The organism is Paraburkholderia translucens (assembly GCF_020881035.1).
Taxonomy (GTDB): domain Bacteria; phylum Pseudomonadota; class Gammaproteobacteria; order Burkholderiales; family Burkholderiaceae; genus Paraburkholderia; species Paraburkholderia translucens.
In genome coordinates this window covers 35082-54487 of the sequence record NZ_JAJITC010000011.1, presented here as the reverse complement: position 1 = coordinate 54487, position 19406 = coordinate 35082, and the positions used below count along the sequence as shown (strand labels likewise).

Here is a 19406-nt window from a genome sequence, read left to right as displayed (position 1 = left end):
GAAAAGGCGCTGAGGTGATCTCCACCTCAGCGCCTTTTTCTTTTTTTGCGTTACAGTGAAGCCACCGCTTTCCAGACCCTTTCGACCGTCATCCGACATGTACCGCGCGTATCGTCGCGCCCAGTTTTGAGCCATGCCGAAACCGCCGAAAATTCCGCAGTCCGTTCTCGTCATCATTCATACACCCGCGCTCGACGTGCTGCTCATCGAGCGAGCCGATCATGCGGGGTTCTGGCAATCGGTAACGGGTTCGAAGGACCGGCTCGACGAACCGCTCGCCGACACGGCGGTGCGCGAAGTCGCCGAGGAAACCGGCATCGCGATCGGCAGCGCGCAGGTGCCGCGCAGCGCATTGTTCGACTGGCAATACTCGATCGACTACGAGATCTACCCGGAATTTCGTTACCGCTACGAAGCAGGCGTGCTCTACAACACCGAGCACTGGTTCAGTCTGCAGGTCTCCGGGTGCATCGACGTGAAGCTCGCGCCGCGCGAACACACCGCCTATGTATGGCTCCCCTATGAAGAGGCGGCATCGCGCTGCTTTTCGGCGTCGAATGCCGATGCGATCCTGCAGTTGCCGCGCCGGCTCGCCGCGCGCCCGGTCGAGCTGCAAGCCGGTCCGCAGGCCGGGGAGCGCGGCCAGTGAGCGCAGGCGGCTCAGGCCGTTTCGCCCGACTGCGGCAAACGTTGCTCGGCCGCCGTTATTGGCAGCGCTACCGCTTCACCCGTCACAACGAGGTCGAGCTGCTGCGCTCCGGCGACGAGTTCTTCGACGCGCTGATCGGCCGTATCGACGCAGCCGAGCACGATGTCGCGCTCGAAACCTACATCTTCTGCGACGACGATGCCGGCCAGGCGGTCAGCGGGGCGTTGCTGCGCGCAGCCGCGCGCGGTGTCCGGGTCCGCGTGATCACCGACGGCGTCGGCACCGCGCGCCTGAAGATGTTCGAGCAATGGCCGGCCGGCGGCATCGAGCATCGGATCTATAACCCGCATCTGTTTGGCCGCTTCGGCTTTTCCCGCACGCACCGCAAGCTCGCCGTGATCGACGACCAGTTCGCGTTTTGCGGCGGCATCAATATCGTCGACGACTACGAGAACAATGGCGAGAAGCTGCCGTACCGCCGCTGGGACTTCGCGCTCGAGCTGCGTGGGCCGGTGGTCGCGGACGTTCGTTATGCGATCGATGTCCAGTGGCGGCGGATTCACGTCGGCCATCGGCCGCTCGAATCGATGAAACCCGACCTCTCGCCGCACGACGCCTACTCGCTCGGCAGTCTGCGGCGGCGCCGGCGGCGCCGCAACGAGGCGCTGTGGGCGGCCGGCGAGCCGTGCGTCGCGTTCGTCGCGCGCGACAACCTGATCAACCGACGCGCGATCGAAAAAGCCTATCTGGCCGCGATCGGCCAGGCGCGCCACGAAATCCTGCTTGCCAATCCTTACTTCATGCCGGGGCGCAAGCTGCGGCGCGCGCTGGTGTTCGCGGCGCGGCGCGGCGTGGTGGTGAAGCTGATCATCGGGCGCAAGGAGTTCAGGGCGCTCGATTACGCGGTGCCGTTCCTGTACAACGCGCTGCTGCGCGCGGGCGTGCAGATCGCCGAATACGAGAAGACGCTGCTGCACGGCAAGGTCGCGGTGGTCGATTCGAACTGGGGCACGGTCGGGTCCTCGAATCTCGATGCGCTCAGCCTGATGCTCAACAACGAAGCGAACGCAGTGCTCGTGAACGATCCCGCGATTGCCAGACTGCGCGACGCGATTCTCGACGCGTTCGCGGACGCTCGCCCGATCGATGAAGCGCACTACGAATCGCGACCGGCGCGCGTGCGCGCGCTGAGCTGGATCGCGTACACGAGCTACCGCGTAGCGATGAAGCTGCTGACGGTGGGCGGCTACGACTAGCACTGGGCAAAGAACCAGAACGCACGCCCCAATCGGCGAGCAGCGATTCAGGGCAAACGCCTCTAATAATCCGGTTGATCTGATTGTCGAAAGCCGCAAAATTGGAGGCCAGTTAGAAACCGGTTTCTAATAAAGTCCTTGTCGCGCGGACGGCGAGACTCAATAATAGTACGGCCGTTCGATTTTTCATTTCGGTCACATTAGAACGGTAAAAAACAGCTATGCGAAAAGGCGAACAAACCCGAGTCGCGATTCTTGATGCAGCACTCGATCTGGCAAGCCGAGACGGACTGGAAGGTCTGACCATTGGCCTGCTGGCCGAGCGCATGCAGATGAGCAAGAGCGGTGTGTTCGCGCATTTCGGGTCGCGCGAGGACCTGCAACTCGAGGTCGTGCGCGAATATCACCGCCGTTTCGAGGACGAGGTGTTCTTCCCGAGCTTGCGCGAGCCGCGCGGTCTGCCGCGTTTGCGGGCGATGATTTCGCGCTGGATCGACAAGCGCATCCAGGAAGTCACGACCGGATGCATCTACATCAGCGGGGCCGTCGAATACGACGATCGCGCGGACAGCCAGGTGCGCGAGCAACTGGTGACGAGCGTGACGATGTGGCGGGCGGCGCTCACGCGCGCGATCTCGCAGGCGATGGAAGAAGGGCATCTGCGCGCCGATACCGATCCGCAGCTGATGCTGTTCGAACTGTATAGCGTCACGCTCGGCCTGCATCACGACGCGCGCTTCCTGCATCTGCCGGATGCGGTGAGTCTCACGTGGGCCGCACTGGAAAAACTGATTAATTCGTATCAAAGCGAAAGCCGTTAGCAGCGTCGCCGGAACTTACCGAAGGCGCGCAGCGCAGAAGGTCCGTCCACGGACCCGGCCAACGGCCTGGCTTTTTGTCAAACTAGGGAGAGAGTCATGGGACAGTACGCCGCGCCGCTGCGCGACATGCAATTCGTGTTGCACGAATTGCTCAACGTAGAGGCCGAACTTCGGCACATGCCGAAGCACGCCGATCTCGACGCCGACACGATCAATGCGGTGCTCGAAGAAGCCGGCAAGTTCTGCTCCGAAGTTCTGTTCCCGCTCAACCACAGCGGCGACCAGGAAGGCTGCACGTATGTCGGCGACGGCGTCGTGACCACGCCGAAGGGCTTCAAGGAAGCCTATCAGCAGTACGTCGAAGCCGGCTGGCCGGCGCTTGGCTGCGACCCGGAATACGGCGGCCAGGGGCTGCCCGCGTTCGTCAACAACGCGCTCTACGAAATGCTTAACTCGGCGAATCAGGCGTGGACGATGTATCCGGGCCTGTCGCACGGCGCGTACGAATGCCTGCACGCGCACGGCACGCCGGAGTTGCAGCAGCGCTATCTGCCGAAGCTCGTCGCGGGCGTCTGGACCGGCACGATGTGCCTGACCGAGCCGCATTGCGGCACCGACCTCGGCATTCTGCGCACCAAGGCGGAGCCGAACGGCGACGGCTCGTACTCGATCAGCGGCACGAAGATCTTCATCTCGAGCGGCGAGCACGATCTGGCGGAGAACATCATTCACCTCGTGCTCGCGCGTCTGCCGGATGCGCCGAAGGGCACCAAGGGCATTTCGCTGTTCATCGTGCCGAAGTTCGTCCCGAACGAAGCGGGCGAGCCTGGCGAGCGCAACGGCGTGAAGTGCGGCTCGATCGAGCACAAGATGGGCATCCACGGCAACGCGACCTGCGTGATCAATCTCGACAACGCGAAGGGCTGGATGGTCGGCGAACCGAACAAAGGCTTGAACGCGATGTTCGTGATGATGAACGCCGCGCGTCTCGGCGTGGGCATGCAGAGCCTCGGCCTCACCGAGGTCGCGTATCAGAACTCGCTCACGTACGCGAAAGAGCGTCTGCAGATGCGTTCGCTGACTGGCCCGAAGGCGCCGGAGAAGGCTGCCGATCCGATCATCGTGCATCCGGACGTGCGTCGCATGCTGCTCACGCAAAAGGCCTACGCCGAAGCCGGCCGCGCGTTCTCGTACTGGTCGGCGCTGCAGATCGACAAGGAGTTGTCGCACGCGGACGAAGCCGAGCGCAAGGAAGCCGCCGACCTCGTCGCGCTGCTCACGCCGATCCTGAAGGCGTTCCTGTCGGACAACGCGTTCGAAGGCACCAATCACGCGATGCAGATCTACGGCGGCCACGGCTTCATCGCCGAATGGGGCATGGAGCAGTACGTGCGCGACGCGCGCATCAACATGATCTACGAGGGCACCAACGGCATCCAGTCGCTCGACCTGCTCGGCCGTAAAGTGCTCGGCGACATGGGCGCGAAGATGAAGAAGTTCGGCAAGCTCGTCGCCGATTTCATCGAAGCCGAAGGCATCAAGCCGGAAATGCAGGAGTTCGTGAACCCGCTCGCCGACATCGGCGAAAAGGTGCAGAAGCTGACGATGGAAATCGGCATGAAGGCCATGCAGAACCCGGACGAAGTCGGCGCCGCGGCCGTGCCGTATCTGCGCACGGTCGGCCATCTGGTGTTTTCGTACTTCTGGGCGCGCATGGCGCGCATCGCGCTGGACAAAGAGGCATCGGGCGATCCGTTCTACAAGGCGAAGCTCGCGACCGCGCGTTTCTACTTCGCCAAGCTGCTGCCCGAAACGGCGATGACGATCCGCCAGGCGCGCGCCGGTTCGAAGCCGATGATGGACGTCGAAGAAGCGTTGTTCTGACTTTCGCATGGAGAGCGAGGCGCCCGCGGCTAGCGAAACCGCGCTGCCTCGCTCAACGCCACACATCGCGCGAAGCAGGGCTGACGCTTCGCGCCATTGCACAACTCTCCGGAGAAACGACGTGAGCAATCTGATCATTCGCAAGGTAGCCGTGCTCGGCGCCGGCGTGATGGGCGCGCAGATCGCCGCGCACCTGATCAACGCCAAGGTGCCCGTGCTGCTGTTCGACCTGCCCGCTAAAGAAGGCCCGAAGAACGGGATCGCGCTGAAGGCGATCGAGAACCTGAAGAAACTGTCGCCGGCGCCGTTCGGCGTGAAGGAAGACGCGCAATACATCCAGCCCGCGAACTACGACGACGACATCGCGAAGCTCGCCGAATGCGACGTCGTGATCGAAGCGATCGCCGAACGGATGGACTGGAAGCACGACCTGTACAAGAAGGTCGCGCCGCACCTCGGCCCGAACGCGATCTTCGCGACCAACACATCGGGTCTGTCGATCACCGCGCTGTCCGAAGGCTTCGCGGACGACCTGAAGGCGCGCTTTTGCGGCGTGCACTTCTTCAATCCGCCGCGCTACATGCATCTGGTCGAACTGATTCCGACCGCGACGACGCGCCCCGAAATTCTCGACCAGCTCGAAACGTTCCTGACCAGCGTGGTCGGCAAGGGCGTCGTGCGCGCGAAAGACACGCCGAACTTCATCGCGAACCGCGTCGGTATTTTCTCGATCCTCGCGGTCATCACCGAAGCCGCGAAGTTCGGCCTGCGTTTCGACGAAGTGGACGACCTGACGGGCTCGCGTCTCGGTCGCGCGAAATCGGCGACCTTCCGCACCGCCGACGTGGTGGGCCTCGACACGATGGCGCACGTGATCAAGACGATGCAGGACACGCTGCCGGACGATCCGTTCTTCCCGGTCTACGAAACGCCGGCCGTGCTCGCCGAACTGGTGAAGAAGGGCGCGCTCGGTCAGAAGACGGGCGGCGGCTTCTACCGGAAGGAAGGCAAGGCGATCAAGGTGCTCGATCCGAACACGGGCGAGTACGTCGACGGCGGCGCGAAGGCGGACGATCTCATCGGCCGCATTCTCAAGCGCCCGGCCGCCGAGCGGCTCAAGCTGCTGCGCGAAACGCAGCACCGCCAAGCCCAGTTCCTCTGGTCGATCTTCCGTGACGTCTATCACTACATCGCCGTGCATCTGGAGTCGATCGCCGATAACGCGCGCGACGTCGATCTCGCGATCCGCTGGGGCTTCGGCTGGAACGAAGGTCCGTTCGAAGGCTGGCAGACGGCCGGCTGGAAGCAGGTCGCCGAATGGGTGCAGGAGGACATCGCGGCGGGCAAGGCGCTCGCCAACGTGCCGCTGCCGCAGTGGGTGCTCGAAGGCGCGGTCGCCGAGAAGGGCGGCGTGCACACGGCTGAAGGTTCATGGTCGCCGGCCACGCAGACTTTCGTGCCGCGCTCGTCGCTCGACGTGTACCGCAAGCAGGTGTTCCGCGCGCCGCTCGTCGGCGAAACCGGCGCCGATCCGAAGACCTATGGCAAGACGCTGTTCGAGACCGATGCGGTGCGCGCGTGGGTCGACGATCGCGCGGGCGAGGACGATGTGTTGATCGTCTCGTTCAAGAGCAAGATGAACACGATCGGACCGACGGTGCTCGACGGTCTGACGCAGGCGATCGACCTGGCCGAGAAGGACTACAAGGGCCTCGTGGTATGGCAGCCGACCTCGCTGAAGCTCGGTACGCCGGGCGGTCCGTTCTCGGCGGGCGCGAACCTCGAAGAAGCGATGCCCGCCTTCATGATGGGCGGCGCGAAGGGCATCGAGCCGTTCGTGAAGAAGTTCCAGCAGGGCATGCTGCGCGTGAAGTACGCAAACGTGCCGGTGATCTCGGCGATCTCGGGCATCGCGCTCGGCGGCGGCTGCGAGCTCGCGCTGCATAGCGCGAAGCGCGTCGCGCACATCGAGAGCTATCTGGGTCTCGTCGAAGTCGGCGTGGGTCTGGTGCCGGCGGGCGGCGGCTTGAAGGAAGCGGCGCTGCGTGCGGTCGAGGCGGCCACCCAGGTCGGCGCGACCAACGATCTGCTCAAGTTCGTGCAGAAGTCGTTCGAAAACGCGGCGATGGCCAAGGTGTCCGGCTCGGCGCTCGATGCCCGCACGATGGGTTACCTGAAGCCGTCCGACACGATCGTCTTCAACGTGTTCGAACTGCTCGACGTCGCGAAGAAGGAAGCGCGGGCGCTCGCCGCGGCGGGCTACCGTGCGCCGCTGCGCGCGACCCAGGTGCCGGTCGCGGGCCGCTCGGCGATCTCGACGATCAAGGCGTCGCTCGTCAACATGCGCGACGGCCGCTTCATCAGCGAGCATGATTTCCTGATCGCGAGCCGCATCGCCGAAGCGATCTGCGGCGGCGACGTGGAAGCGGGCAGTCTCGTCGACGAAGAATGGCTGCTGCAGCTCGAGCGGCGCGCGTTCGTCGAACTGCTCGGCACGCAGAAGACGCAGGAACGGATCATGGGCATGCTGCAGACCGGCAAACCGGTGCGTAACTGAGCGGCGACCGCACAATGTGCATGGGACCGGAGTAAGCGCTGAAGCGCCAACTAGGCAACCAGTTGCATGGGATCAGAGTAAGGCGCTAAAGCGCCAACTCTGATCGACAGAGGAGATTCAAATGGCAAAGCAATTGCAAGACGCATATATCGTCGCCGCGAGCCGTACGCCGATCGGCAAGGCGCCGCGCGGCGTGTTCAGGAACACGCGCCCGGATGAACTGCTGGTTCACGCGATCAAGTCGGCCGTCGCTCAGGTTCCCGGCCTCGATACCAGCGTGATCGAAGACGCGATCGTCGGTTGCGCGATTCCGGAAGCTGAGCAGGGCCTGAACGTCGCGCGCATCGGCGCGCTGCTCGCCGGTCTGCCGAACACGGTCGGCGGCGTCACGGTGAACCGCTTCTGCGCGTCGGGCCTGACCGCGCTCGCGATGGCCGCGGACCGCATCCGCGTCGGCGAGGCCGATGCGATGATCGCGGGCGGCTGCGAATCGATGAGCATGGTCCCGATGATGGGCAACAAGCCATCGCTGTCGCCGCATATCTTCGATCGCAACGAAGACGTCGGCATCGCGTACGGCATGGGCCTCACCGCCGAGAAGGTCGCCGAGCGCTGGAAGATCAGCCGCGAAGCACAGGACGCGTTCTCGGTCGAATCGCACCGCCGGGCCATTGCCGCGCAGCAGGCCGGCGAATTCAAGGACGAAATCGCCGCGTACACGGTGACCGACCGGGTGCCCGATCTCGCGACCGGCGAGATCAGCGTGAAGACGCGCGAGGTGTCGCTCGACGAAGGTCCGCGCGCGGACACGTCGATGGAAGGGCTCGCGAAGCTGCGCGCGGTGTTCGCGAACAAAGGCTCGGTCACGGCCGGCAACAGCTCGCAGACCTCGGACGGCGCGGGCGCGCTGATCGTCGTATCGGAAAAGATCCTCAAGCAGTTCAACCTGACGCCGCTCGCGCGCTTCGTCAGCTTCGCGGTGCGCGGCGTGCCGCCGGAAATCATGGGCATCGGCCCGAAGGAAGCGATTCCGGCCGCGCTGAAGGCCGCGGGCCTCACGCAGGACGACCTCGACTGGATCGAGCTGAACGAGGCGTTCGCCGCGCAGTCGCTCGCGGTGATTCAGGACCTCGGTCTCGATACGTCGAAGATCAACCCGCTCGGCGGCGCGATCGCTCTGGGCCATCCGCTCGGCGCGACGGGCGCGATCCGTGCGGCGACGGTGGTACACGGCTTGCGTCGCCGCAACTATAAGTACGGCATGGTGACGATGTGCGTCGGTACCGGCATGGGCGCAGCAGGCATTATCGAGCGCCTCTGAGCCGTTGATCGAAGGGGCCCCTTCTTAAAGACCGCACAACGGTTCGCAAGCCGCCCGGCTTGCGAACCGTTTTTACATTCAGCAGTAGCGAAAGGAGATGAACGGGATGACGACGGACATTCTGGTCGAGCGCGCCGACGCGGTGATGACCATGACCTTCAACCGGCCCGGCAGGAAAAACGCGATCACCGCCGCGATGTATCAGACGATGACCGACGCGCTCGTAGAAGCGCAGGGCGACACGTCGGTGCGCGCGATCCTGATTCGCGGCAGCGCGGGCATTTTCAGCGCGGGCAACGATCTCGAAGACTTCATGAAATCACCGCCGGTCGGCGAAACCCCGCCGGTGATCCAGTTCCTGCGCACGATCTGCGCGGCGGAAAAACCGCTCGTGGCGGCCGTGGCGGGGCCGGCGGTGGGGGTCGGCACGACCATGCTGCTGCATTGCGATCTGGTCTACGCGGCCGATAACGCGAGCTTTTCGCTGCCGTTCACGCAGCTCGGGCTGTGCCCGGAGGCGGCGTCGAGCCTGCTGCTGCAGCGCGTGGCTGGCTATCAGGGGGCGGCGGAAAAACTGCTGCTCGGCGAGGCGTTCGACGCGGCGGAAGCGCATCGCATGGGCTTCGTGAATCGCGTGCTGCCGGCGGCCGAAGTCGAGGCGTTCGCGGCGTCGCAGGCTGCGAAGCTGGCGGCGCTGCCGGCGTCGTCATTGCGCGTGACGAAGAGCCTGATGAAGCGTGCAAGCCAGCAGGAACTGCAGACTCAGATCGCCGAGGAAGCGGTGCACTTCGGCAAGATGCTGCTTGCGCCCGAAGCGCGCGAAGCGTTCAAGGCATTCTTCGAGAAGCGCAAGCCGGATTTCCGGCAGTTCGACTAAGGGGCGTGCGGCGCGGCGGGATTCGAGTGCATCAACCGTGAATCGTCGCTTGGCCGCTTCAGCCGTTCAAGCCTGCGGTTGCCACGTGTCGTAATCGACGTAGCCGTCTTCGCGGCAGAAGCTCACGAGCCGCACACCCGCCTCGCGCGCGATCGCAATGGCGAGCGACGACGGCGCCGAGATCGTCGCGACCATCGGCACGTCGACGCGCGCGGCCTTGCGCACCAGCTCGTAGCTGGCGCGGCTCGACAGAAACACGAAGCCGTCGCGCGTATCGACACGCTCGAGCACGAGCTGGCCGATCAGTTTGTCGAGCGCGTTGTGCCGGCCGACGTCCTCGAACGCGTAGCGGACCGCGCCTTGCGCATCGCACCACGCGGCCGCATGCAAGCCGCCTGTCAAACGCGTGAGTGCCTGGTGCTCGGGCAACGCGTGCGCGGCGCGCGCGATCGCGTCGGGCGCAAGCCGCTGCAGAAAGCCGGTGTCGGGTACACGCTGCGGTTTCAGATCGAGCAGATCGATGCTTTCGATCCCGCACACGCCGCAACCGGTGCGCCCGGCGAGCGCGCGGCGCTTTTCCTTCAGACCGGCGAACGCCTGCTGTACCACCTGCAACTGGACCTCGGCATGCGGCAGATTGCCGTGATCGTGCAATTCGACCTCGATGTCCTGAATGTCGCTGCCGCGCGAGACGATCCCCTCCGAAATCGCGAAGCCGACCGCGAACGCTTCGAGATCGCGCGGCGTGCACATCATCACCGCGTGTGAAATGCCGTTGAACACGAGTGCGACCGGCCATTCCTGGGCGACGTGATCGATGAGGGTTTCGACCGCCGTGCCGCGACGACGGCGCACTTCGAGTTGCACCGCGCCGGGTTGTTCGTCGGTGTCGAGAGCGTGGGGCTGGCCGATCGCCTGAGCATTTTCCCGCCCGTTTTCCTGTCTGTTCAAGCTGCGTTACTCCTGTGCCATGCCGCGCGTTCAATGGTCCGCCCGGCTCGCCGGGTGCATCGCGGCAGGCGCCGCGCGGGCCGCTGTCGCGCGAATAAGGTTCTAAAATACCTCAAGCGACGCCCGCACGCTGTTCGATACCGACAAGGAGCACTGTCATGGGACTCAACGAAGCACCGCTTCTGTTCGACTTCGAAGTCGCGTCTTCGGAGAATTTCACGTATATCCCCATGTCGGTGCGCTTCAATCTCGACCGTTTCGGGCTGCGCATCACGCTCGCGCAGTGGCAGCAACTGCCGCTCGAAGACCGCAAGCTGCTCGCGCGTTTCCCGGTCGACGAAGACACGCAGATCGAACCGAATTTCGATCACGCGCTGTTCGAGATGCTGCGCACCCACGCGAACATCGAACCGGAGTGGTTCACGCCGGAGGAGTCGCCAGCCTGGCGGCGCACCGACAGCGTGCCCGAAGGCGTCGCGCAGCAGGCGGGGCTGGCCGGTCTTGCCTCGCCGAGCGTCGCGTGCTGGGCCGGGCTCGATCCATTCAAGCGCTACGTGCTCGCGAAGCTGTCGCGCAAGCCCGAGGCGAACCACGATTTCCTCCCGGCGATGAAGGAGTTTGGCGCGGCCGGCTAGGCGCTGCCGGCTAGGCGCGGCCGGCCAGGCGCCCCCGGCCAGGCGCCCCCGGCCAGGCGCGGCCTTTCACCCAATCCTCATATTTTTTCACCCCCAACCCTCAACTTGCTTCCGGACGCTGCCGATATCCAAAGGATGGCGCGTAAAAGACCTGCATCGATGCGGCCCGACGCACCGACAGCTAGCACGCGCTCCCGCCCTCGGAACGATTGACGTTCGGAACCCATGATTCCTTTCTTATCGAAGCGGCTGCTGATCAACCTTGCAGTCGTGGTCATCGCGATCGGTGCAAACGCGTTCGTCGCGTACACGCAGATTCGCGGGCAGCGCGATGCGGACGAGCGCCTGCAGCGCTCGACCAGCGTGCGCCAGAATCTCGATGCGTATCACGCCGTGCTCGATGACGGGCTCGCCGTGCTGCACCGCCTGAAGGAAGCGGGCAAACCGGCGCCGCCGGACGCGGCCGATTCGATGACGAAGGCGCTCGCGAACCGCGAGCGCGCGCTGAGCGACGAGCTGGCGAGCGAGCCGCGCATGTCGGACGCGCTAGCCAGCCTGAGCGCGGCGCGGCAGGAACTGCAACAAGATATCGACGACACGCTGCGCAACAACGGCAGCGAAGCGCCCGGCGCGGCAGCCCTCGACACCCCACCTTCCCGCTTGCATCTCGCCCCCGCGCTCGAGCGCGTCGAAGCCGCGCTCGCCGCATTGCGCCGCGAGGAAGACCGCTCGCTGCAGACGTCGCTCGCGGCATCGGCGAGCGACAGCCAGCGTGCGATGTTCATGCTGCTCGTGACGATGCTCGGCGGCGGCACGCTGCTGCTCTTCACGTTCGGCGCGCGCGAGAACAGCGCGCGCAAGAAGCTGCGCAGCGCCCGCGCGCTGGTGCGCAACGACGACCGCTTTCGCAGCCTGTTCGACGATCACTCGGTACCGATGTACATCTTCGACCGCGCCACGCTGCGCTTTCTCGCCGTCAACGCGGCCGCGATCCAGCAATACGGCTATACGGAAAGCGAGTTTCTGGGCATGACGATCCGCGCGATTCGCCCGGACTCCGAAGTCGCGCGTCTCGAGAAGCACCTGCAGCGCGTCGCCGAACTGCGCCAGAGCCACACGATGGCGGGCATCTGGCGGCATCAACGCAAGGACGGCTCGATCATCAGCGTCAACGTGTCGTATCACGCGCTGAATTTCATGGGCCGCGACGCATCCTTCGTGCTGGCGGACGACGTGACCGACCAGATCAACGCCGAAGCCGAAGCACAGCGTTCGAACCAGATGCTCGAAGCGGTGATCGACAACATTCCGCAGCGCATTTTCTGGAAGGATCTGAATTCGCGCTACCTTGGCTGCAACATGGCGTTCGCTCGTGACGCGGGGCTCGCGTATCCCGAGCAGGTGGTCGGCAAGAGCGACGCCGAGCTGCCGTGGCGCGCGTTCGCCAATCTGCTGAACGAGCACGACCACGAAGTCGCGAGCACCGGCGTGCCGAAGATGAACTTCGAGGTCGACTTCGTGATCGACGGCGTCCATCGTACGAGGGTCGTGAGCAAGCTGCCCTTCACCGACGGCGACGGTCAGGTGATCGGGGTGCTCGGCTCGTACACCGACATCACTGAGCGCAAGCGTGCCGATCTCGCGCTGCGTCTGCAAAGCCGTGCGCTCGACGCGAGCGTCAACGCGATTTTGATTACCGCGCCGTCGCCGTCGGGCAATCTGATCGAATACGTGAATCCGGCGTTCATGCGCATCACCGGCTACGATCCCGCCGAAGTGATCGGCCAGGACTGCCGCGTGCTGCAACGCGACGACCGGGACCAGGAGGGCGTCGCCTTGATCCGCGAGGCGCTCGCGGCTAACCGTGAGGTCAGCGCCGTGGTGCGCAATTATCGCAAGGACGGCGCGCTGTTCTGGAATCAGCTGTTCATCGCGCCGGTGCCGGACACGGACGGCGTGATCACCCATCATATCGGCGTCATCAACGACGTGACCGAGCTGATCCGCTATCAGGAGCAGCTCGAATATCAGGCCAACTATGACGGCCTCACGCGGCTGCCGAATCGCAACCTGCTGCGCGACAGGCTCGAACATGCACTCGTCGTCGCCCAGCGGCATCAAGCGGGCGTCGCGGTCGTGTTCCTCGATCTTGATGGCTTCAAGAACGTCAACGACAGCCTCGGCCACAGCGTAGGCGACCGTCTGCTCAGCGTGGTCGCCGAACGGCTCGCGCGCTGCTCGCGCACCACCGACACGGTCGCACGCCACGGCGGCGACGAGTTCGTGATCGTGATGACCGACGTCGACGACGAGCAATCACTGATTGCGTGGATGGAGCGCGTGCGAGCGTCGATCGCCGAGCCGGTGTGGCTCGACGGCACCGAGCTGTACGTCGGCTGCAGCATGGGCGCGAGCGTGTTCCCGCAGGATGGCGACGACGCCGAGACGCTGATGAAAAAGGCCGACGTCGCGATGTATCGCGCGAAGGACATGGGCCGCAACACCTTCCAGTTCTATCAGCCGGAGATGAATGCGAGCGCGGGCGCGCGCCTGAATTTCGACCGACGCCTGCGCCGCGCGCTGCGCGACAACGAGTTCCTGTTGCACTATCAGCCCCAGGTCGATATCGGCAGCGGACAGATCGTCGGGATCGAAGCACTGGTGCGCTGGCACGATCCCGAGGTCGGGCTCGTGCCGCCGTCGTCGTTTATTCCGCTCGCCGAGGAGAGCGGGCTGATTGGGCCGCTGTCGGAATGGGTGCTGCGCGAGGCGTGTCGTCAGAACAAGGCGTGGCAGGACCAGGGACTGCCGCCGGCACGTGTGTCGGTCAACCTGTCGGCGCGGGTGTTTCAGCAGCGCGACATCGCGAAGCTCGTGATGCAGGTGCTCGCCGAGACCGGGCTCGAACCGAAGTATCTCGAACTCGAGCTGACCGAAAGCACGATCATGCGCAACGCGGAAGAAGCGGTGTCGATGCTCGAGGAACTGCACGCGCTCGGCATCGGTCTCGCGATCGACGACTTCGGCACCGGCTATTCGAGCCTCAGCTATCTGAAGCGCTTCCCGGTGGACCGCTTGAAGATCGACCGCTCGTTCGTGTCGGATATCGGCGTGTCGGGCGACGACGAGACCATCACGTCGGCGATCATCGCGCTCGCACACTCGCTGAAACTGCAGGTGATCGCCGAGGGCGTGGAGACGTCCGCCCAACTCGACTTCCTGAGGGAACGCGCGTGCGATGAGATGCAGGGCTATTACTTCGCGAGACCGCTATCGACCGAAGCGATTTCGGAGTTGCTGCACGGCGGGTTGGTGCGGGAGCTGGAGCCGGCGTGAGCGGGGCGTGACGCGCAATGGCCCCTCTCGCCCCGTGCTGAGTCAAACGCCGGTCATTGCGCCGGCGTGTCCTTGAAGACCGGCAGGCTCTCCGCGAATGCGGAAAACTGCTCGAGCCGCGGATGATCTGCCTTGCTGACCAGCTGCGGCAGCATCATGTGGGTGAACTGCCACGCGACGGCGACCGCCACGTCCGCCGCGGTGAATTGCTCCGGAGTATCGGGCAGCGGCGCTTTGCCCAACTCGCGTTCGAGTTCGTCGTAAGCGGCGAACAATTGCGTGCGCACGCGCTCGACCCACGGTTCATACTGCTTGTCCTGCGGCCGCAGATTGCGCTCGTAGACGATCTGCACGCTCTTTTCGCACGCGGCGAGCGCGAGGCCGGTCAGACGCGCGGCGCGCAATGCCGCGTCGGCTTGCGTCGGGAACAGCGGGCTGGGACCGGCGAGCGTCGCGAGATACTGCAGGATCACCGTCGAGTCCATCAGGGTCGCGCCGTTGCCGGCGACGAGCGTCGGCGCCTTGACGACCGGGTTGATCTTCGCGAACTGTTCGTAGGTGCGGAATACCGAAATCGACTCGTGTTCGAAGTCGAGCTCGAGCAGCTTCATGCAGATGGCGACACGCCGCACATAGGGCGAGTCGAGCATTCCGATCAGTTTCATCTCGTTTCCGTTAGAAGATCGACAATCGGGCGGCAGCGCCTCGCGCGCCAGGCGGCTGAATCGGCTAGCTGGCGGCGCGGCGCATGACGCGTGGAATCGCTAGCTTAAGCATCCTCGGCGGCTCAGTCCAGCACGGGCAGCGCACGCGGACGACGATCGCTGTCGGTGGCGACGTAGGTGAGGATCGCTTCCGTGACCTTGACGACTTCCTGGGTGGCGCTCATCCGCTGCGCGTAGACCTCGACCGACACCGTTATCGAAGTATTGCCGGTCTTCACGACATCCGCGTAAAAGCTCAGCAGATCGCCCACGAACACCGGTTGCTTGAAGAGGAACGAATTGACCGCGATCGTTGCGACGCGACCGTTTGCGCGACGGCTTGCCGGAATCGAGCCGGCGATATCGACCTGCGCCATGATCCAGCCGCCGAACACGTCGCCGTGAATGTTCGCGTCCGAGGGCTGCGGCATCACGCGCAGCGCGCAGGGCTTGGACGGAAGTTTAAGAGAATCGGTCATTGGGACATCCTTGAGAAACGTGCTCGCGCAGATTGCCGTACTGGGCTGGACCGGCTCGACCGTGGGCCATGAGAAGCGCCGCCAGCCGGCTTCTGCGACAATACAAAGTTCGGGAATTGTACGGGAAAGCGCCCAGTGAAGCGCGCGAGCCGCGCGCCGCTGCGAACTCCGGCAGTTCCGTCCTCTCTCCACGATCCATGCGCCGCTCGCTTCCGTCCGAACCCTCGCCGATCTCCACCCAACCCCGCAACGACTGGCAGACGATCCTGTCGCTGCTGCCGTATCTCGCGACCTACAAATGGCGGGTCGGCTTCGCGCTCGGCTGCCTGATCGGCGCGAAAGTCGCGAATCTCGGCGTGCCGATCGTGATGAAGCACATCGTCGACAGTCTCGCGTCGGTCCGGCATCTGACCGCGCTCGGCCGCGCGCAGGACGCGCCCGGCATCGTGCTGCTCGGCGGCGTCGGCCTGCTGGTGGTCGCGTATGCGGTGGTGCGGCTGTCCACTTCGTTTTTCACCGAGCTGCGTGAGATCCTGTTTTCGAAGGTGACCGAAAGCGCGGTGCGCCAGCTCGCGCTCAAGGTGTTCCGCCATCTGCATGGGCTGTCGCTGCGCTTCCATCTGGAGCGGCAGACGGGCGGCATGTCGCGCGATATCGAACGCGGCACGCGCGGCATCACCCAACTGATTTCCTATTCGCTGTACAGCATCCTGCCGACGCTCGTCGAAGTCGGGCTCGTGCTCGGCTTTTTCGTCGTCAAATACGAGGCCTATTACGCGATCGTCACGTTCATCGCCCTCGCTGTGTACATCGCATTCACGGTGAAGGTCACGGAGTGGCGCACGCACTTTCGCCGCACGATGAACGAGCTCGATTCGAAGGCGAATTCGCGCGCGATCGACTCGCTGCTCAACTACGAGACCGTCAAGTACTTCGGCAACGAAGAGTGGGAGGCGCGCCGTTACGACGAAAACCTGAAGCGCTATCGCGCGGCGGCGATCAAGTCGCAGCGTTCGCTGTCGGCGCTGAACTTCGGGCAGCAGGCGATCATCGGCACGGGGCTCGTGTTCATCCTGTGGCGCGCGACCCTGGGGGTGATGGCCGGGCGCCTGACGCTCGGCGATCTCGTGCTGATCAACACGTTCATGCTGCAGCTTTATATTCCGCTGAATTTTCTCGGTGTGGTCTATCGCGAGCTGAAGCAGAGTCTGACCGACATGGACCGCATGTTCTCGCTGCTCGGCGCGCCGCAGGAGGTGCCCGACGCGCCCAACGCGGTGGCCTTGCGGGTGAGCGGGGGGCAGGTGCGCTTCGACAATGTGAGCTTCTCATACGAGCCTTCGCGCGCGATTCTGCACGACGTGAGCTTCACGATCGCGGCGGGCACGACGACGGCGGTGGTCGGCCATAGCGGCTCGGGCAAGTCGACGCTCGCGCGGCTGCTGTTCCGTTTCTACGATCTCGACCGCGCGACGGGCGGTGCGATCCGCATCGACGGGCAGGATATTCGCGACGTCACGCAGGACTCGCTGCGCGCGTCGATCGGCATCGTGCCGCAGGACACGGTGCTGTTCAACGACTCTATCTATTACAACATCGCGTACGGGCGGCCGTCGGCGACGCGCGACGAGGTGGTCGCGGCGGCGCGCGCCGCGCATATCCACGAGTTCATCGAGAGCTTACCGAAGGGCTATGACACGCCGGTCGGCGAGCGCGGGCTCAAGCTCTCCGGCGGTGAAAAGCAGCGCGTCGCGATCGCGCGGACCATCCTCAAGAATCCGCCGATCCTGCTGTTCGACGAAGCGACGTCCGCGCTCGACTCGCGCTCCGAGCGCGCGATCCAGCACGAGCTCGACCAGATCGCGCGCGAACGCACGACGCTGATCATCGCGCACCGGCTCTCGACGGTCGTGCACGCGCAGCAGATCATCGTGATGGACAAGGGGCGCATCGTCGAGCGCGGCACGCATGCCGAGCTATTGCGCGCGAACGGCCTGTTCGCGCAGATGTGGGCATTGCAACAGCGCGCCGCGCAGACCACGGACGCGGCGGAGAGGGCGGAAGCGGTCGGCGCCGGAGAGAGCGCGGCGAAGTGAAGCTCAGCGCGCGCGCAGCAGTTGATCGAGTGCGTCCAGTTGCGCCTGCGTGCCGACGTTCTCCCACAAGCCTTCATACAGCTCGCCGCTCGCGAGACCACGCGCGATCGTCTCGCGGTAGTACGGGCTCAGCGCGCGGCGCGTGCCGCGCGGCAGATCGCGGAACATGCGGGTGTCGTACAGCCCGAAACTGCCGAACGTGAGGCGGGGCTGCGATTCGAGCGACAGCATGCCGTTGACGAGACCGAAGTCGCCGTTCGGGTGAAACACTGGGTTCGGTACCATCACCAGATGCATGCCGGGCTCGGGCAGCGCCTTCAACCCGCCGGCGCGCGCGTGCAGCGCGGCGTAATCGTATTCGGTGTACACGTCACCGGCCACCGCGACGAAAACTTGATCCGCGCCGTCGTCGGTCAGTAGCGGCAGCGCCTGTGCGATGCCGCCCGCGGTCTCCAGCGCCTCGTGCTCGGGCGAGTAACGCAACTCGACCTGCCAGCGCGAACCGTCGCCGAGCGCGTCTTCGAGCTGCGCACCGAGCCACGCATGATTGATCACGATGCTGCGGATGCCGGCCCGCGCGAGCCGTTCGATCTGCCACACGATCAGCGGCTTGCCGCCGACTTCGAGCAAAGGCTTCGGGCACGCGTCGGTCAACGGGCGCATGCGCTCGCCGCGGCCCGCGGCGAAAATCATTGCTTTCTTCACGGACATCGTCATCGGTCAGAAGGTGTAGCCGACTTCCTGCGCGCGGCCTTCGAGGTCGTCGAGCAGTTTCGCGAACCCGCGCAGCGGCGCGTAACGCTGCGCCACCTTGCGCGCATAGCCGATGAAGCGCGGCAGATCGTTCAGGTAATGCGCCTTGCCGTCGCGGTAGTTGATGCGGCAAAAGAGGCCGAGCACCTTGATGTGGCGTTGCAGGCCCATCCATTCGAGCTGGCGGTAGAACTCGCCGAAATCGGCATCGACCGGCAGGCCGGCTTTTTTCGCGCGCTCCCAGTAGTACGCGAAGCAGTCGAGTTCGAACTCCTCGTCCCAACTGAGGAACGCGTCGCGCAGCAGCGACACGACGTCATAAGTGATCGGGCCGTACACCGCGTCCTGGAAGTCGAGCACGCCAGGGTTCGCGGGGTTGGGCGCTGAGGCGATCAGCAGATTGCGCGGCATGAAATCGCGCAGCATGAAGCATTGCGGCTGCGCGCGCGCGCTCGCGATCAGGAGCGCGAACGTGCGATCGAGCAGCGCGCGGGTAGCGGCGTCGACCTCGCGCCCAAGGTGCCGGCCGATGAACCACTCGGGCATCAGCTCCATTTCACGATGCAGGAACGCGTCGTCGAACGGCGGCAGCACGCCTTCGCGCGAGCTGAGCTGCCAGCGGATCAGCGCGTCGAGTGCGTCGCGCATCAGCGTGCGGGCCGCGCGCATGTCGCCGGCGGCCTGCGCGCTGGTCAGCGCGTCGAGGTACGAGGCGGTGCCGAGATCGGTGACGAGCATGAAGCCCGCGTCGAAGTCGGCTTCGAGCACGCGCGGCACGTGCACGCCGGCTGCATCGAGCAACTGCGCGATCTGCGCGAATTCGCGGCATTTTTCGGGCGGCGGCGCGTCGACGGCGATCAGCGTGGCCGCGCCATTGCCTTGCGGCGGCTTACCGGCGAGCCGGAAATAACGGCGGAAACTGGCGTCGGACGAGGCAGGAACGAGGGTGTCGGGCTCGAGCGCATGGCGCGCCGCGTGGCCTTGCAGCCAGGCCTTGAGCAGGGAGAGACGGGTGTCGGTGAAGTCTTGGGTGGAAGGCAGCGTCATGAAAAGCGGCAGCAAATTCTTGGGGACAACGTCTTGCCAT

General features: G+C 64.8%; 15 protein-coding genes. 10 read left to right on the top strand and 5 right to left on the bottom strand.

From position 1 onward, the window contains the following. Positions 1–133: 133 nt before the first annotated feature. The 7 genes from nudB to LJ655_RS20215 all read left to right on the top strand — a co-directional run bounded on the left by nudB (position 134) and on the right by LJ655_RS20215 (position 9365). Positions 134–649 (top strand): dihydroneopterin triphosphate diphosphatase, encoded by a 516-nt coding sequence (gene nudB / locus LJ655_RS20245; RefSeq protein WP_230563003.1) that lies wholly within the window; start codon positions 134–136, stop codon positions 647–649. Next, a complete protein-coding gene (gene clsB, locus LJ655_RS20240) occupies positions 646–1905 on the top strand; it encodes a cardiolipin synthase ClsB (protein ID WP_230563002.1) in 1260 nt (419 codons plus the stop codon). The genes nudB and clsB overlap by 4 nt, the downstream gene beginning before the upstream one ends. Positions 1906–2126: 221 nt before the next feature. Further along, complete coding sequence (locus LJ655_RS20235; protein ID WP_230563001.1) at positions 2127–2726, top strand: TetR/AcrR family transcriptional regulator; 600 nt, start codon at positions 2127–2129, stop codon at positions 2724–2726. A gap of 96 nt (positions 2727–2822) precedes the next feature. Beyond that, complete coding sequence (locus LJ655_RS20230; protein ID WP_230563000.1) at positions 2823–4610, top strand: acyl-CoA dehydrogenase C-terminal domain-containing protein; 1788 nt, start codon at positions 2823–2825, stop codon at positions 4608–4610. 121 nt (positions 4611–4731) lie between these two features. Further along, positions 4732–7167 carry a 3-hydroxyacyl-CoA dehydrogenase/enoyl-CoA hydratase family protein gene (locus LJ655_RS20225; RefSeq protein WP_230562999.1) on the top strand — a complete coding sequence of 812 codons (2436 nt, stop codon included), beginning with the start codon at positions 4732–4734 and terminating at the stop codon, positions 7165–7167. Between the two features lie 121 nt (positions 7168–7288). Then, a complete protein-coding gene (locus LJ655_RS20220; protein ID WP_230562998.1) occupies positions 7289–8488 on the top strand; it encodes an acetyl-CoA C-acyltransferase in 1200 nt (399 codons plus the stop codon). 106 nt (positions 8489–8594) lie between these two features. Then, the gene (locus LJ655_RS20215) at positions 8595–9365 is read left to right on the top strand and encodes an enoyl-CoA hydratase (protein WP_230562997.1); all 771 of its coding nucleotides are present in this window, start codon (positions 8595–8597) and stop codon (positions 9363–9365) included. 66 nt (positions 9366–9431) lie between these two features. On the opposite strand, the gene fdhD is transcribed toward LJ655_RS20215, so the two are convergent. Further along, on the bottom strand, positions 9432–10316 hold the full coding sequence (gene fdhD, locus LJ655_RS20210; protein WP_230562996.1) for a formate dehydrogenase accessory sulfurtransferase FdhD: 885 nt from the start codon (positions 10314–10316) through the stop codon (positions 9432–9434). A gap of 158 nt (positions 10317–10474) precedes the next feature. Here fdhD and LJ655_RS20205 point away from each other — a divergent pair, with 158 nt between their 5' ends. Both LJ655_RS20205 and LJ655_RS20200 read left to right on the top strand, forming a co-directional pair. Next, positions 10475–10951, top strand: a complete 477-nt coding sequence (locus LJ655_RS20205) for a nitrate reductase associated protein (RefSeq protein WP_230562995.1) — start codon at positions 10475–10477, stop codon at positions 10949–10951. 225 nt (positions 10952–11176) lie between these two features. Beyond that, the gene (locus LJ655_RS20200; protein ID WP_230562994.1) at positions 11177–14287 is read left to right on the top strand and encodes a sensor domain-containing protein; all 3111 of its coding nucleotides are present in this window, start codon (positions 11177–11179) and stop codon (positions 14285–14287) included. A 53-nt stretch (positions 14288–14340) separates the two neighbouring features. On the opposite strand, the gene LJ655_RS20195 is transcribed toward LJ655_RS20200, so the two are convergent. Together LJ655_RS20195 and LJ655_RS20190 are read right to left on the bottom strand one after the other, a co-directional pair. Then, positions 14341–14952 (bottom strand): glutathione S-transferase family protein, encoded by a 612-nt coding sequence (locus LJ655_RS20195; RefSeq protein WP_230562993.1) that lies wholly within the window; start codon positions 14950–14952, stop codon positions 14341–14343. A 122-nt stretch (positions 14953–15074) separates the two neighbouring features. Next, positions 15075–15470, bottom strand: a complete 396-nt coding sequence (locus LJ655_RS20190; protein ID WP_230562992.1) for an acyl-CoA thioesterase — start codon at positions 15468–15470, stop codon at positions 15075–15077. Between the two features lie 197 nt (positions 15471–15667). Here LJ655_RS20190 and LJ655_RS20185 point away from each other — a divergent pair, with 197 nt between their 5' ends. After that, on the top strand, positions 15668–17566 hold the full coding sequence (locus tag LJ655_RS20185) for an ABCB family ABC transporter ATP-binding protein/permease (RefSeq protein ID WP_230562991.1): 1899 nt from the start codon (positions 15668–15670) through the stop codon (positions 17564–17566). 3 nt (positions 17567–17569) lie between these two features. Here the strand turns inward: LJ655_RS20185 and murU are convergent, their stop codons facing one another. After that, positions 17570–18283, bottom strand: coding sequence for an N-acetylmuramate alpha-1-phosphate uridylyltransferase MurU (gene murU, locus LJ655_RS20180; protein ID WP_230562990.1), 714 nt, complete (start codon positions 18281–18283; stop codon positions 17570–17572). A gap of 3 nt (positions 18284–18286) precedes the next feature. Next, positions 18287–19366: an aminoglycoside phosphotransferase family protein gene (locus LJ655_RS20175; RefSeq protein ID WP_230562989.1), complete on the bottom strand. Its 1080-nt coding sequence runs from the start codon at positions 19364–19366 to the stop codon at positions 18287–18289. Between the last annotated feature and the right edge of the window lie 40 nt (positions 19367–19406).